This window comes from Halobacillus sp. B29 (assembly GCF_052246755.1).
In the GTDB taxonomy this organism is placed as follows: Bacteria; Bacillota; Bacilli; order Bacillales; family Halobacillaceae; genus Halobacillus; species Halobacillus halophilus.
Genome location: NZ_JBQQCM010000022.1, coordinates 25,331 through 39,882, shown reverse-complemented (window position 1 = coordinate 39,882; position 14,552 = coordinate 25,331). Strand labels below are relative to the sequence as shown.

16 protein-coding genes are annotated in these 14,552 nt (G+C 38.1%); 12 read left to right on the top strand and 4 right to left on the bottom strand.

Going from position 1 to position 14,552, the window contains the following annotated elements:
• Positions 1-595 precede the first annotated feature (595 nt).
• Together ACTWP7_RS19625 and ACTWP7_RS19620 are read left to right on the top strand one after the other, a co-directional pair.
• A complete protein-coding gene (locus tag ACTWP7_RS19625; protein WP_443124635.1) occupies positions 596-781 on the top strand; it encodes a glycine zipper family protein in 186 nt (61 codons plus the stop codon).
• Positions 782-1,112: 331 nt separating this feature from the next.
• Positions 1,113-1,652, top strand: a complete 540-nt coding sequence (locus tag ACTWP7_RS19620; protein ID WP_443124634.1) for a DUF5412 family protein — start codon at positions 1,113-1,115, stop codon at positions 1,650-1,652.
• A gap of 637 nt (positions 1,653-2,289) precedes the next feature.
• Here ACTWP7_RS19620 and ACTWP7_RS19615 read toward each other — a convergent pair.
• The 3 genes from ACTWP7_RS19615 to ACTWP7_RS19605 all read right to left on the bottom strand — a co-directional run bounded on the left by ACTWP7_RS19615 (position 2,290) and on the right by ACTWP7_RS19605 (position 6,143).
• The gene (locus ACTWP7_RS19615; protein ID WP_443124633.1) at positions 2,290-3,462 is read right to left on the bottom strand and encodes an iron-containing alcohol dehydrogenase; all 1,173 of its coding nucleotides are present in this window, start codon (positions 3,460-3,462) and stop codon (positions 2,290-2,292) included.
• An 850-nt stretch (positions 3,463-4,312) separates the two neighbouring features.
• Positions 4,313-5,431, bottom strand: a complete 1,119-nt coding sequence (locus tag ACTWP7_RS19610) for an MFS transporter (protein ID WP_443124632.1) — start codon at positions 5,429-5,431, stop codon at positions 4,313-4,315.
• 160 nt (positions 5,432-5,591) lie between these two features.
• Positions 5,592-6,143, bottom strand: coding sequence for a TetR/AcrR family transcriptional regulator (locus ACTWP7_RS19605; protein WP_443124631.1), 552 nt, complete (start codon positions 6,141-6,143; stop codon positions 5,592-5,594).
• Between the two features lie 453 nt (positions 6,144-6,596).
• Between ACTWP7_RS19605 and ACTWP7_RS19600 the strand changes: the two genes are divergently transcribed.
• The 8 genes from ACTWP7_RS19600 (at position 6,597) to tnpB (ending at position 11,803) form a co-directional block, all read left to right on the top strand.
• The gene (locus ACTWP7_RS19600) at positions 6,597-6,866 is read left to right on the top strand and encodes a hypothetical protein (protein ID WP_443124630.1); all 270 of its coding nucleotides are present in this window, start codon (positions 6,597-6,599) and stop codon (positions 6,864-6,866) included.
• Positions 6,867-7,172: 306 nt separating this feature from the next.
• Positions 7,173-7,385, top strand: coding sequence for a hypothetical protein (locus tag ACTWP7_RS19595; protein ID WP_443124629.1), 213 nt, complete (start codon positions 7,173-7,175; stop codon positions 7,383-7,385).
• A gap of 36 nt (positions 7,386-7,421) precedes the next feature.
• Positions 7,422-7,700, top strand: coding sequence for a hypothetical protein (locus ACTWP7_RS19590; RefSeq protein ID WP_443124628.1), 279 nt, complete (start codon positions 7,422-7,424; stop codon positions 7,698-7,700).
• 51 nt (positions 7,701-7,751) lie between these two features.
• Positions 7,752-7,919 carry a hypothetical protein gene (locus tag ACTWP7_RS19585; protein WP_443124627.1) on the top strand — a complete coding sequence of 56 codons (168 nt, stop codon included), beginning with the start codon at positions 7,752-7,754 and terminating at the stop codon, positions 7,917-7,919.
• Between the two features lie 24 nt (positions 7,920-7,943).
• Positions 7,944-8,321, top strand: coding sequence for a hypothetical protein (locus tag ACTWP7_RS19580; RefSeq protein ID WP_443124626.1), 378 nt, complete (start codon positions 7,944-7,946; stop codon positions 8,319-8,321).
• 150 nt (positions 8,322-8,471) lie between these two features.
• Positions 8,472-8,741, top strand: a complete 270-nt coding sequence (locus ACTWP7_RS19575; protein WP_443124625.1) for a hypothetical protein — start codon at positions 8,472-8,474, stop codon at positions 8,739-8,741.
• A gap of 512 nt (positions 8,742-9,253) precedes the next feature.
• Positions 9,254-10,240, top strand: coding sequence for an alpha/beta hydrolase (locus ACTWP7_RS19570; RefSeq protein ID WP_443124624.1), 987 nt, complete (start codon positions 9,254-9,256; stop codon positions 10,238-10,240).
• A 432-nt stretch (positions 10,241-10,672) separates the two neighbouring features.
• Positions 10,673-11,803, top strand: a complete 1,131-nt coding sequence (tnpB, locus tag ACTWP7_RS19565) for an IS200/IS605 family element RNA-guided endonuclease TnpB (protein WP_443124623.1) — start codon at positions 10,673-10,675, stop codon at positions 11,801-11,803.
• A gap of 248 nt (positions 11,804-12,051) precedes the next feature.
• On the opposite strand, the gene ACTWP7_RS19560 is transcribed toward tnpB, so the two are convergent.
• Complete coding sequence (locus ACTWP7_RS19560) at positions 12,052-12,186, bottom strand: BA3454 family stress response protein (RefSeq protein WP_443124622.1); 135 nt, start codon at positions 12,184-12,186, stop codon at positions 12,052-12,054.
• Between the two features lie 1,343 nt (positions 12,187-13,529).
• Here ACTWP7_RS19560 and ACTWP7_RS19555 point away from each other — a divergent pair.
• Both ACTWP7_RS19555 and ACTWP7_RS19550 read left to right on the top strand, forming a co-directional pair.
• Positions 13,530-14,021, top strand: coding sequence for a hypothetical protein (locus ACTWP7_RS19555; protein WP_443124621.1), 492 nt, complete (start codon positions 13,530-13,532; stop codon positions 14,019-14,021).
• A 137-nt stretch (positions 14,022-14,158) separates the two neighbouring features.
• A complete protein-coding gene (locus tag ACTWP7_RS19550; protein WP_443124620.1) occupies positions 14,159-14,491 on the top strand; it encodes a hypothetical protein in 333 nt (110 codons plus the stop codon).
• Positions 14,492-14,552 lie beyond the last annotated feature (61 nt).

Here is a 14,552-nt window from a genome sequence, read left to right as displayed (position 1 = left end):
GGTTTACCAGGACGGGATCTAAGTCCCACGGGCAGGGGCGTTCTACCCTGGCTACTGTAATAATAAGACCATATTAAAAATGGTCAACCAGAAATATCTAGAATTCTGGTTAACCTTATAATACGAAAGGCAGGTTAGTTGAAGACTCCGTTTCGAGATAGTTTGAATTGTGAAACGGATTTTTTATCCAAACGTATTTAAAAGGGAAGCTAATAATTTACTAAATTAGAACTTTATCGAGAGGATGGATACTTATTATTGGCGATAAGTTTACTTGCAAAAATTGCGGAAGAGAAGTAGAAAAAGATGAGAAGATGGCAATTATTGCTACACCGAAAAAGCTTAATGGATGGGCTCTTTTAAAAGCCTGGGCTCCTGAACAAATTATATATTGTTCCAGATGCTTTAGTGAGTTGGAATAATTATAGGTTACTAATTATGTGAGAGTCTCGAAACCAAGAGTTAACGAAATGGGGGGATTGCTCTATAGATAATTGCCATAATTAAGTACTATCATAAATGTAGTTTTTAACTGACAGAGCAAGATTGAGGAAGAATAAAAGCAAATAAGGGTATCAGAAGGGAAATGTAAATGATGGTCAAAAATAAAAAAATAACAGGGGATACTTATCTAGCTGTTGGAATTGGTATTGGGTTACCTTTAGGATCAGTACTTGGGTTAACTATATTTGATGACCTAGCAATCGGAGCTGGTATAGGTTTGGTTCTTGGAATAACAATTGGAACAGCAATTGACTCAAATAAAACAAAAAAAGAATAAAAAACTACTTATCCATTGTTGTACTAAAAAATAGTAAGAGATATCTCGAAGAACGTAAAGCTCGGGCGGTATATTTATTATTTCTAGCTGGATTCGTTGTATGAATGGGGGCATTATCTCTTTAAATTTGATAAGGATGAACATCTTCCTGACTTTAGTAGCTTGTAAAAGTTAGTAAATTACATAAAATATCTCGAAATCAAATGTTTTGTTAATCGGATTGAAGACACCATCTTGAGATCATAGTTTGAAATTGCATATTTTGAAACTTCACAGCAGGAAGTTCGTAATTCAAACAAAAAAAGATGAAAATCTAATAAAGGGGTGAATTATGGGCAAACAATATAATCTATGGGCGTTTTATCTAATACTTGTTTGTTTAGGCTTAGCAACTTACTCCTTGTATTCCAATATGAACAACACTTGGTTAATTGCTCCACCAAATTATATTTTACTACTAATTAGTATGATAGCCTTAACTTTAGGAGTTCTCGGATTTAAAGATAAAAGAAACTGGCGGGTAAAAACAAGAAGTTGGATAACAGTAATTATATCATCATTGACATCTATCGGATTATTTTTGGTAGTATCATTCACACTCTTCTTAACATCAATGGGCGCGGATGAGCATATACAGACGGATAGTTCTCCTGGCGACAAGTACACCATTGATTTCTACCATTATGATGCTGGTGCTGCAGGTTCATTTGGTGTGAGGGGAGAAATAAACGGACCACTGTGGTTTAAAAAACGAATTTATTTACAACCCAATATTCAACAAGTCGATGTGGAATGGGAAAATAATGATACATTATCTATAAATAATCAAATCTTAAAATTAGATGAAGGTGACACTTACGGGTATCAATAAAAGGGAACGCGAAATAATTTAGTTAAAGTAATGGATGCAAATAAAAATAAGATATCTCTCGAATTTAAGTCTTACGTAAACGACCGATATTGCTGAGTTTGTAAATCTAGAAAAGAATGATCAATATATAATTTTTAATTATATAACAAATGAATACAATGATAAATTATTACAAAATACTCCAGAAGGAAAACGAGAGTGGGTAAATATTGATAAAGCTGAGTCCCTACCGATGCAGGCATCCACTAAGATTAATTTTCCTTACTTTTTTGAAGAGGGTACTTTTTGAAATTCAAATCTATTGGGATAACGAAAATGATCAAGAAGGGGAAGGAACAATTAAACGTACATAAATTCATAATTTTGTCTTAAATGATATGTGAGTGCATCCTATATCTTGAAATTGAGTGTTCACGAAATGGGGTCATCTCTTGGAGAAATATTTTAAAGCAATCGATAACACTTACAAGGATGAAACTGCTTGTTTCTTGTTCAAATGAGCCCTCCTAAAGACAATTGAATAGGTTGTTTCCAATTATTTCAAAGGATCGGGAAGAACTCAACTTCCGCTATCCAGCTATAAAAAAAGAGCTCAGGGAAATTCTCCCTGAACTCTTTTGCTATTGAAATACATTATTTACGCTTTAACTAGAGCTTCCTTGCCATAGAAAGAGGCTTTAAAGAGCTCTTTCATTTGCTCTAGAGAAGTTTCACGCGGGTTGGTGCCTGTGCATGGATCTTCCATAGCATTTTCCGCCATGGTATCAAGATGCTTGTTGAATTCTTCTTCGGATACGCCGAAGTCCTGAAGGGTAGTAGCAAGACCGAGGTCTTTGTTCAATTGATAGATATACTCAACAAGAGAATCCGTCAATTCAGCGTCGTTATTGCCTTTCAGGTTCAGACGGCGTGCGATTTCTGCAAAACGATCTTCAACAACTTCACGGTTGAACTGAATCACGTAAGGCAGGTAGATCGCGTTGGCATAGCCATGTGGAATGCCGAACGTTGGGCCACTCTTATGAGCGAGGCTGTGCACGTTACCGAGTACAGCGTTCGCAAAGGCCATGCCTGCCATTGCTTGAATGGTGTGCATTTTCTTAGCGGCTTCCTGATCGCCTTGATAAGACGCAAGCAGGTTATCTTTAATCACTTCAGCTCCGCCTAGTGACAGAATATCCGTGTACATCGTGCGTGGTTTCGCTACATAAGCTTCGATGGTGTGCGTGAATGCGTCCATACCTGTATAAGCAGCGATGTGCTTCGGCAGTTCTTCGATCATAACCGGATCGATAATCGCAACATCCGGTGTCAGTTCAAAGTCAGCTACTGGATATTTCACATTCGTCGTTTCATCGGCAACAACGGAAAGGTTGGATACTTCAGAACCACTTCCGCTTGTTGTAGGAATACCGGCAAATTTCGCTTTGCTGCGAAGACGCGGCAGTTCAAATGGCTTAATCGCATCTTCAAAAGCAAGGTCTGGGTGCTCATAATAGAGCCAGATTGCTTTGGCAGAGTCCATTGCGGATCCGCCGCCAATGCCGATAATCCAGTCCGGCTGGAATTTCTCCAGATCTTTGGCGCCTTGTTTGACGACTTCAAAGGTTGGCTCGCTGTCGAAGCCTTCCAGTACTTCGGTTTCTATATTGGCTGCTGCCAAGTGTTCCTGTACCTTGGAAAGGTTTCCGTTACGCTTAACAGAACCTCCTCCAATAACGAGTGCGGCCTTTTTACCTTCAAAAGACTCTAACACTTCTAGTGCATTCTCTTCGAAATAAATATCGCGTGGAATTGTAAAACGACTCATAGTAAAAATAGCCTCCTTAAGTTGGCGTTATTGATTATCGTTTCTTAGTAAAAAGCTGCCCCTGCCGTTTATCGGTGGGCAATGGAAAGTTATATTCCCATTCCTACATTTTATAAACCTCTTCGATTGTTCGCAGGTTATCTGGGAAGTCTTTTCTATGGAGAAAATAACTTCCACAAGTGAGGGATTCCCTTTGTGTTTTCATTTAAACACGTGGATGTATGAGAGTGGTAAGGGAGTTGCTTCTTTCCATCTTGTTTTCCACCCCTATATTGCATCCCTTTTTCATTCGTTTTAAAATTTAATATAATTGATGAACGGTAAACACAATCGCTATGGTAGCTGTAATGGTTGGCAATCCTACCCTGGCTATTATACTATTATCTTTTACGAACACGAAAAGTAGGCAGACTCTGCTTTGAACAACTAGCCCACTCCTTTATGAAAAATGTGATTTAGTTACCAGTTTAGAAGGTATAAATAGTCACAGGCGTGGGGTGATCGTATAAAGGAAGGGACGAGAAGTTATGGTAACGGCATTGAAAATTATAGTAATCCCCCTTTATGTCTTTGGGATGAGTTTATTAATAAATCCACTGTTTAATGTAGATTTAGACATATTCGGGCATATAGCAGTGGTCATTCCTCTTACATTGATGACTTACTTTCAAGTTTTCTATTTTAATAAACGTAAAAAATAGTTCGTACCTTGACGAACTATTTTCTTAAATTTTGCTGCTGAGATTCCGATAAATGGAGAGCGGCGTTTAGACATAAAATTAAGAAGAAAACAGGCGAATCGCGAAAAGATTCGCCTGTTTTCATGATGGATTGTTTTCGGAGCCCTCCTTTAAGCTGTTCTTAAAAACGATCCTAAGATCGAGATGGCTCCAAAAACAGCGAACGTCACAGCGTAACCAATCCCTTCAATCATACTGCCTGCAAGGATAGACCCGATAACCTGGCCTATGGACAGCATAAGGAAGGGTACACCTATACCTAAAGAAGCATTACTCTCGAATACACGGATTCCCCAGACAATGAGCAAGCCACACATAAACAAGTTAGAGGTGCCAAATAACGCAGCTGCTCCTATTACGATAGGGATGCTGTCAGGTGCCCATGTAAGCAGAATCGAAGCTCCTCCCATCATTACAGCAAATAGGGTGTAACTGGATTGAAGTCCAATTCGTTCGATCACGGCGCCGCCTAAACCACTGGTTATACCGAAGAGTCCGATCGTTACCCAGAACAGAGATAATACGAGCGTACTAAAGTCCCCGCTGCTTTCTATGAAACTCCTCGAAAAAGTCCAAAAGCATGCACTGGAGATCCCCATAAGAATAGCCCCGGTAATCATGGATTTAGCTCCCTGTAAGCCTTTTGCCGATAAAAGACCGCGTTGAACTTTTAAGGAATCGTCAGGTTTAGGGATAATCCGGTAATTCCACCATAATGCGATTAACGCAATAACGGCATACAGTACGTACGTGTATCGCCAATGAGGCGTCAGCAAAATGGCTCCAACTCCTGTTGCGACTATACCTAGACTGGTACCGGAGTTTATCCACGTGTTTGCTTTTCCTTGTAAGGGTTCTTTTATCCAGAAGGCAATAGCTGCTCCGTACGGCGGAGATACGAGTCCTGTACTACCCCCTGCCAGGAGAACCCCTGCCGCGAGCATCCATTCGTTTACCGAAGCACTAATCATAAACATTCCGCTAACAGCAAAACCACCTGCCAGCATAATCATAGGTTTAGGTCCTTTATTGGTTGTCATGACGATAGAATAAATAATAGTAAAACAATAGGCAAGATAAAATAGAGAAGAAATGATACCAGAAACGGTATCAGACATTTGAAATGAGCTGGAAATGTTGGGAAGTAATAATCCGAAACTATACCTTGCTAATCCATATGTGACAGCAATCATGGTTACGCCAGGAAAGACGAGTCTCGTAAAATTCATAAACGACGATACTCCTTTTTCTTGAAACTTAGATAGAACGTTCTTTCTATCTGATTTAAAATTTTTTAATTCACACAAGCTGTATGAATGCGCACCATGAACTCTTCTATATGGGACAAGGATTTACTTATAGAAAAAACGGTATCCGAATGGATGCCGTTTACGTTTGAAAATGGGATTGAAGAGCTTTTGTCATGGTAACTGCATGTTCGGTGGCTTGTGTTGAATCTGTAATCTGAGTCATGGATGTAGCTCCTTCGATAATGAGAAGAAACTCATAAGCAAAGTTCTTATAATCTTTGATGTTGTTATCAATAGCAAGTTCCTCGAAATACTGCAGCACTTTCGATTTATGGTTTTTGGCAATATACACGATGTTACTGTCTGTATCCTGATAGACTTCAATGGCACGCAGGAACATACACCCTTGAGGGGATACTTCTTTTAAGAAGGCTCCGTGCAATTGTGCAATTCGTACAAATGGTTCGTTAGAATAGGCCACGGATGTCGAGCGAATGTATGCCCAGTACCGCTCTTCCCGGTGTTTAATGGTCTCTTCTACAAGCGTGTTCTTAGAGGAAAAGTGATTATATAACGTCATCGTCGCAACATTTGCTTCTTTAACAATTTGTTTTAAGCCTACTCCATGAAATCCATAATCATAAAATAGTTGTTCGGCCACATTTAATACTTGTTTACGTTTCTCACTCAATGGTTAAGCAAACCTCCTTTAGATAGAACGTTCATTCTATTTTCAAGTTAGCATCTATTAAAGTGTAAGTCAAAAGTAAATCGAAAAAGGTTTAGCTATGCCTAATGAGAGCAAAGCGGATCTACCGTGCACCAATGGTCCAGCGAATGGATGCAAAGGTGAAAAAAGCGTGTAAAAAAAGGTATGGATCCACGTGTCGTCCAACGCGATCAGATGCCAAGACTTTAGCGGGCGGGGCATTAGAAGAGAACCTGTCTTGAAAGTCTATAATAGTCTTTCAAAATAGTTTATTTATAGGGTTTTGTACGTTGGTTGTGGGAATGGCTTCATTGACAAATAAAAAGCGATCGTTCATCACAGCCGTTGCCTGCCTATGTTTACTTTGGAATAATAGAATGAGATCAAGTGAGCGAGGCCCAACTATTTGGACTTGCTAATGATTGGAGGGGTTATTTGGTATTTGTCTATTTATCAACTTTCGTTTTGTTAGTCGGGGGCTGGGTTTGGTTTATTTATCTCAAAGAGAAAGAAAAACAGTACTCGATATTAATTTTAGTCTCGATGTCATCACCTTTTCTATTGTTTTCTGTCGCGATTAAGATTGCTGAAAATATAGGCAGTAACAGTGGAATTATTAGCTCATACTTCCTTCTGATGATTCTAATAGCTAACAGTATCCTGTTAAATTTAACGATCTTTCTAGTATCTTTAAAGAAAAAATGAAGTACTATCACATAACATTGACTATGAGTCAGGGTGGTGAAGTAACAGGGGGAGGTTGAGCGTGGCTTGCTGCGGTATGAACTTCGGAAAAATCGAAAATCCGCTCATTTGAAGCGAACATTTAGGATGCTTCAACCATGGTGTACTTTAAGACATTTTCAATTTAGATACATAGAAAAGAGCATATATTGTATGTGGTTATAATTTCCATATGGATGTAATTTTGATACGCTTGATTTACATAAGGTATGGATTAAGTAGTCATGAATTGAATCGTATTTATAAGTAACAAAGAGGGGGATGTGAATGCTGACGAAGAGGAAAACCACAGCGGGAAAGTGGCTTGTTTATGTAGGATTATGGATTTTTGCTGCTGGATTTGCGTTTAGTGAGTTCAATGGATTGGAAAGCATGTCGGATTTTCTGGAATCGGCTTCCGTCCCCCTGATCATCAACGGATTATTGATGATAATCCTATCGAATTTTTTTAATAAGAAAGGTTCAGATATTAGTAGTTGAAGATAGATCAAGGTTTTAAGTTGCAGGAGGGTTTGCATGAAAGGACATAGTTGGCTTAGTTATTGGTCCATTTCACTAAGTATCATCCCCATAATCGTATTCTATGCAGGCATGTACGGCTATATTAGAATCAATTTCACCCTATTGGTCACTTTGTTATTTATTATTCTGGCTCTATCAGTAGTCCTGGGTATCATCGGCATTGAAAAGAATTCTGGAAAAAAGCATATGATCCTGGCGGCTTTAGGTACAGTAATTGCTATTATGTCCTGTTTATTAATCGTTTCTATGTTATTGATGTCGCAAATGGCTTGATTTAAAACTCTAGAAGAATTTGACCTTTTTAGGAGGGGGAAGATCAATAGTATGGCAGCAGGACAGTTCGTATCGCTGTTTTTATTTGTTGTTATCCCGCTTTTGTTCCTTACGGTCATCGTATTATTGATCAATGTAAAAAAACGGATAGATAAAATAGAAACGAAACTTAATCACATGCCTCTGAATGAAGAAGGAAGAAATAAAGGGGATACCTGATCGTCCTAAAGGAGGAGAAAATCTTTGAAAAGAAAGACAGTAGCGCAACTATTAGTATTTATTATAGGTGGTATACTGTTTATTTTTTCTATTGAACTTCCTGTACTAGGTTTTAAGAAATTAGAGTTTATAGAGGAAACTTCAACCCGCCAGGTGAGTAGTTACAATTGGTATGGGAAGGAAATCAGTGAACAGACCTTTCAGGGTGAGCCTAAAGAAGCCCTTAACCTATTTCAAAAGCAGGACAGGCTTCAAAAAAATCAAGTGCTCATCGTTGTTTTTGCTCTTATGACTTTGGCGCTATGGTGGAGCCGGGAGAAAAAACGTTATATATATGGCAGTGCTTTTCTATTTCTCCTCTTTGTAGTGCTAGATATTATTTTGGTAAGCAAATTTAGTTAAGCTACTATAGCTCTCCAATAACTCTATTTACTGGTACTTAATTTGCCAGGAGGGTGGTTATTATGAATAACAAGAATTGCATTTTGGATTAATACTTTTCTTAGTGGCATCTACGATATTTCTAAGTTTTAAGGTGAAGGAGGTAATCCTTTGATTGTTGCTATACTCATACTCTCCGCGTTATTTTTTATAATGTTCAAAGTTCCGAAGTGGAGTTCAAAAAAACAGTTTGAAAAAAATATTCACGTACAAGTTCTTCTTGCACTTGTTACAGCTGGTTGTATCTCAATCATTGTTTTTTTCCTTGATCCAGTGAGCGTAGAAATTAGGTTCACGTTAGCAGGTATGGGGATTATATCGGTATTGGCGAACCTGAAGGCGGCTATATCTATTTACATACACCAAAAGAAGGTATCTTGATACTGAGTCTGAAAGAGCAGGAAATCTTTGCTAAGTTGAAAGAAGATTCGTTATGGAGAAGAAAACTACGAACCACGCAAAGTTTGTATTTGGAGTCGTAGTTGGAATTGTCATCTACAAAGGGATAAAAGAACTTATCCAGCTTATTGTTTAAGTGAAAATGAATCAGTGTTTGAAAATGGGTTTCAGCTTCCCTTGGAATCCATGTTTATAGAAATTGTGGCAATGGTTCCATATGGACGATGTATTGTGCATTGATAAAGGAGGGCGACTATTCTTATGGAGTAGTCGCCCTCCTTTACTTGGAGACTCTATACTGGGAGGGGAGATGCTGGAATAATTCCAGCTAATTTAAGCAGGAATTAACGTTTTTACTGTTGAACTGGCACATTAAGTACCTAATTTCTGTTTATTCGGGTGAGAGCTTAAATGGTAAAAAGGGGGGAGAATCCAATAAAATCGTAAATCGCCCTTTGTTTTTCTTCTATTAATTTAATGGGGAGTGAGAATTAATGAAGAAATTCCTTAACATTGCACTCATTGTAGGCGTCAGTTCAGGCGTAATCTACTTGGGAATTGGTTATGGGCTCTCACTATTTAGTACAGTGGAAAAACCATCCGGGCAAGAGGAGTGCATCGCATTTGATAAGCTGAGAAATAATGAACAGAATTTGTCAGTGCCATCGCTTGAGGGTTATCAAACTCGGGATGGGACGGATCAGTATTATCGATATTACGAATCTGAAGCGGATAAAGTCGTTATTCTTGTTCATGGATCAGGCTACCACAGTAAATATTTAGCGTCATTAGCTAACTATTTGTCTGGTGAGGGTGTGGCAACGGTATATACGCCCGATTTACGAGGCCATGGTCCCAATACCGAAAACCGTGGAGATATCGATTATATCGGTCAGATTGAAGAAGATTTAAATGATCTTATTTCATTAGTGGTGGATCGTCATCCCGATTCATCTATTATAGTAGGCGGCCATTCAAGTGGTGGCGGGGCGGTTATTCGCATGGCAGGAGGTTCATCCCACCATGAAGCCGTAGATGGCTACCTGTTACTTGCTCCTTATATTCATCATGATGCTCCGACTAACGCAGAAGATAGTAATTGGGCGAATGTGAACCTCCAGCGAATGATAGGATTGTCCATGTTAAATCAAATTGGGATTACTCACATGAACCATTTGGATGCTATCTCGTTCAATATGCCGAATGATGTTCGAGATAATACTGAAACATTAGCGTATAGTTATAGGCTGCAAATATCGATGCATCCACGAGATGAGTATGAAGAGGATATTGAGTCCATGGATAACCGCGTGTTCGTACTAATAGGCAGGGAAGATCAAACGTTTCAAGCCAATCAGTATGAAGAGGTATTTCACAACAATGAGAATGCAAAAATAAGAATGATGGAGGATGCGACTCATTTCGGTGTTGTATTAGATGAAAAAGCGCATCGTATTATTGCCGAGTGGTTGGAACAATAAACGATCATTTTCTTTGAAGATTTGGCAGAGGGCCTGTCATTCCTCAATTATTTTAGGAGAGAGGGAGGCCCCACTATCTAGTTCCATAAACTGAGGCTATAGTTGTAAAGTAGCTATTCCTTTATAGTGTAAACAAGTACATGAAAATTACGAAACGAGGGTTTATTTGGAAGTTACTTATCCAGCGGGTTTTAGGAACAGGTTTTTAACAAGTGTGTTAGATTTTATCATTATATTTTTAATAACAGGAATTATCTCTTATTTTCTATATGGAGTATTTTATCATTCTTCGGCAGAAGACTCCCTCTTCAAGCGCCGTGTCGAAGACCGTTGGTAAGGGGGAGATGAATGCCGTTGCCGTAAGGCGAATGCCTTTGAATATTCTCCCTTCCGTGATATTCTGAAGTAAGAACATACGTTCCTGATTAGGAGGTGGAAAGGTTGAGGCATAAAGCGTATAACTTTCGTATCTATCCAAATAAAACCCAAGAATCACTCATCGCTAAGACAATCGGTTGCGCTTGTTTTGTCTTCAATCATTTCCTCTCCGAATGGAGCAGTGCCTACAAGGAAACCGGAAAAGGTTTGAGTTACTCTACTTGTTCCAAACAACTACCCAATCTTAAAAGAGAATTCCTTTGGTTAAAGGAAGTGGATAGCACGGCCATCCAAACGTCGGTCAAACATCTTTCTGACGCTTATGAACGGTTTTTCAAAAAGCAAAACCAAGCTCCAAGGTTCAAATCAAAGAAGAACAGAGTCCAGTCCTACACCACAAAATGCACAAACGGAAATATTGCCATCCAGGATCGCAATATCAAGCTGCCTAAGCTGGGGCTTGTGAGATTTGCCAAGAGTCGTGAAGTGAAAGGTCGCATCTTGAGTGCGACGGTTCGCCGCAATCCGACCGGAAAATATTCTGTATCGATTCTTGTTAAAACAGATATTCAGGAACTTCCTAAATCCAACGCTTACGTTGGCATTGATCTCGGATTGAAAGACTTCGCTGTTCTATCGAATGGCACCACCTATGAAAACCCACGATACCTACGTAAGACCGAAAAGAAACTAGCAAAAGCTCAACGTATCCTTTCCCGAAGGGAAAAGGGATCTTCGAATTGGCATAAGCAGCGTATTAAAGTAGCCAGACTTCACGAGAAGATTGCGAACTCCCGCAAAGATTATCTGCATAAGATTTCTACCGAAATCATCAAAAACCACGATGTGATCGGGGTAGAAGATCTCCAAATTTCCAATATGCTCAAAAACCGAAAACGATCCAAATCGATTAGTGATGTGAGCTGGTCGATGTTCAGGTCTATGCTCGAATACAAAGCAAAGTGGTACGGGAAGCAGTTGGTAACCGTGTCGAAAGTTTTTGCGAGTTCACAGCTGTGTTCCAAGTGCGGATACCAAAACCGTGAGGTGAAGAATCTCGCTGTTCGAACGTGGGATTGCCCAGATTGCGGCTGTCACCACGACCGCGACCTAAATGCGAGCTTCAATATATTGAAGGAGATTCAAAGAATCCTTACAACCGTCGGTGCGACGGGGCTAGCCTAATCATTTGAACGAACCGTTAGGTTCGTGCTCTTAGGAATCCCCCAACTTCAAGGAGTGTCAGCGAGTAAGTGGGGGTAGTTCAACATGGTGATAACTCCAACCCTACTGATATTTTAGGATTATTCTATACCGTGTTATTAGCTAAAAGTATGTTAACACCAATGGTTATTGCAGTTGCACTCTTCTTCTTGATTAAGCCATAGTGAAACCCTCCTCTGATAGTAGAAATTAATAACCAATGTTACTGTTTAATGTGGCCATTGTTTCAAAACTTGTTCTTTTGCAATTTGATATACTTCTTTTTCTGAATTGTTTTTGTTAGCTATTACATTAGTTTGGTAAATTTTCCTATTTACTGTTACGTTGATTATATACTTGTACATGTTGTTCTTCCCCCTTTCTCTATACTTATATTGTAAAGGTGATTTTTTAAGTTTTGATAGATTTTACGTAAAAGTTTATTGAATTTAACTTTTAAAGTGTGATCTTTTTATAAAAGATTCGTTCAGTGCATCAAATAAGAACATGTTTTTATGTTTTGTACATTCCACATTCCTTTTTAGGTATCTTTACTCGGGAAATGCCGAATTGCTGATCTGGCTTTAACTGTTGATTAAGTCGAAGACAGAAATAGTGAGAGTCGACTTCTGTTACCACGTAATAAGGGGAGCCTTTAAAGCAAATTACTTTATTCAGAATCATCACCCTTTCTTCTAAATAACAAATCATCATATGCTGATCTCTTTCTGTTATGATCTCTATCTTCCCAGATCACAAAAAAGGTAGGGTTTTAAATACATAACCCTTAATTTGACGGGTATAAAGTTATGAAGACTGAAGATAAGGCGTAAACCATCTTATATAGGTTCCTTAAGCAATGATCCGCTATTCTTTTTAAATTGGAAGGAATATTATCTATTAATTTCAAATCATACTGAGATTATTAATGGAAATCTATACCTTCTACAGAACCTCTATTCAAATGTCAAAAAGACAAATTTAAGTACCATTTATTTATTAACACATTACTCAACGGATTTAAAAGATAGGTAGCTGATCCTGATACAAATGTTTTCTGATTGGAGCATCGATAAATCTAAAAGAGGGTGGGGTCAAGCATATAAGCAGTATCAAGTGGATACAGAAAGTAAAGCTGGTGGTCCATAATGGAAAACGGAGAATGGAAAGAGTTCAATAAGAAGATTACAACTGAAGTTTTCGAGGAGTATAAAGAGAAGTATAAAAAATAATTTCAAACACCAGTTCAGTTAAAGATAGGATGATGGAAATGAGGCGAAGAGACCGCAAAGGGAAGGGTAAATATGGGTTCAGGGACTTTGTGTACGATGTGTTGTACCTTTTACCTGAGATAATACTGTGGCCATTCAAAATAATAGGCAAATTAATTAGACTCATATTTAATGCTTGGAATTAATTCCGAACCTGCCTAAAACAATTCAAAATAATAGGCAAATTAATTAGACTCATATTTAATGCTTGGAATTAATTCCGAACCTGCCTAAAACAATTCATAAAAAAGTTAAGTTTGACGATATTCAATTAATGGGTGCGATAGTAATAGAAGAGCAAGAAATATCTCGAATCTGAGAATTACATAAACTGGGGCTATTATTCAATATAAACAATCGCTTTTTAACTAACGTAGCAGTTTAATTAAGACAGATGGTTTTAATAGATACAGAAGCATCAAGAGGGTGAGAGTGTTATGTTTTTGGTAAAAGGAATGAATTTATTTTCGGTAGGTTTAGTATTAGTTACTCTTTTGCTTTCAGGTTGTGATAGTAATGACAAACCAATGAAGAATAATTATTACTTATCATTATCAGGAGAAAGTGAGCATTGGGAAGTGGATTCCTATGATATTGAAATTAAACCCGATACTTTCAAAGCTGGAAACGGAAGCCTGACTATGAAGAATAAAACGGAGAATAGCGCTGATTTCTTTAATATTGAAGTCTATGCTGTTATAGATAATGAAGATAAACTGGTTCAGGCAAAGTCAGTAAAGGGAAGTGAATTAGACATAACCCAAATGACTACGGGAGCAACTGGAGGTGGAACTTTTTTAGAAGTTAATGGAGTACCTATTTCACTTGAAAATGTTAGCGACATTTATATGAGTATTGAATGGCAAGATAAAAGTAAGACAATGGAAGAGAAAATAGATCTGTATAATCAAGAAGGGTTTTTCAACTGACGGCTGTGTTAGTTGAAGGTTTGCTTCAATATATCTCGAAGTCCAGTTTTCAAGATAAAGGGGCGCTCGTTTCAATAAAGATGATGATTCTTTACTAAAGGAGCAGTTTACTTTAATAAATGGAGCTGGTAGATAAAATGAAATGTCTATGTATACAACAGGAAACAAATGAATTAAAAGTAGAGGGAGATGTGAGCGCAGACCCTATATGGTGTAATCGCTGTAATTGTAACCTTGACATAGAAGAGATTCCGATTGAATTCGACTTGAAGTTTGAGTTAATGAAATGGATTGAGAAGTATGGTGAATGGATGAATTGGGATAAAGATGGAATAGTTCCTAATGGTGTTAAACTCGAAGAAGAGCATAATAAAGAAGGGTTGAAACTAACAGAAAAAGTACAGAAAGAACTTGAAGGAAGATATAACGTTTCATTTTCACCTTCAACATTTGCAAAGGAATATGGATAGAATACAGTAAATTGTATTAACGGGTAGCTAAAAGCTTTAGGAAGTAAATAAGAGTGAGGAG

Coding starts and splice junctions, on each gene's coding strand:
- ACTWP7_RS19625 (WP_443124635.1), top strand. CDS start 596: ATGGTCAAAAATAAAAAAATAACAGGGGATACTTATCTAGCTGTTGGA.
- ACTWP7_RS19620 (WP_443124634.1), top strand. CDS start 1,113: ATGGGCAAACAATATAATCTATGGGCGTTTTATCTAATACTTGTTTGT.
- ACTWP7_RS19615 (WP_443124633.1), bottom strand. CDS start 3,462: ATGAGTCGTTTTACAATTCCACGCGATATTTATTTCGAAGAGAATGCA.
- ACTWP7_RS19610 (WP_443124632.1), bottom strand. CDS start 5,431: ATGAATTTTACGAGACTCGTCTTTCCTGGCGTAACCATGATTGCTGTC.
- ACTWP7_RS19595 (WP_443124629.1), top strand. CDS start 7,173: ATGCTGACGAAGAGGAAAACCACAGCGGGAAAGTGGCTTGTTTATGTA.
- ACTWP7_RS19590 (WP_443124628.1), top strand. CDS start 7,422: ATGAAAGGACATAGTTGGCTTAGTTATTGGTCCATTTCACTAAGTATC.
- ACTWP7_RS19585 (WP_443124627.1), top strand. CDS start 7,752: ATGGCAGCAGGACAGTTCGTATCGCTGTTTTTATTTGTTGTTATCCCG.
- ACTWP7_RS19570 (WP_443124624.1), top strand. CDS start 9,254: ATGAAGAAATTCCTTAACATTGCACTCATTGTAGGCGTCAGTTCAGGC.
- ACTWP7_RS19560 (WP_443124622.1), bottom strand. CDS start 12,186: ATGTACAAGTATATAATCAACGTAACAGTAAATAGGAAAATTTACCAA.
- ACTWP7_RS19555 (WP_443124621.1), top strand. CDS start 13,530: ATGTTTTTGGTAAAAGGAATGAATTTATTTTCGGTAGGTTTAGTATTA.
- ACTWP7_RS19550 (WP_443124620.1), top strand. CDS start 14,159: ATGAAATGTCTATGTATACAACAGGAAACAAATGAATTAAAAGTAGAG.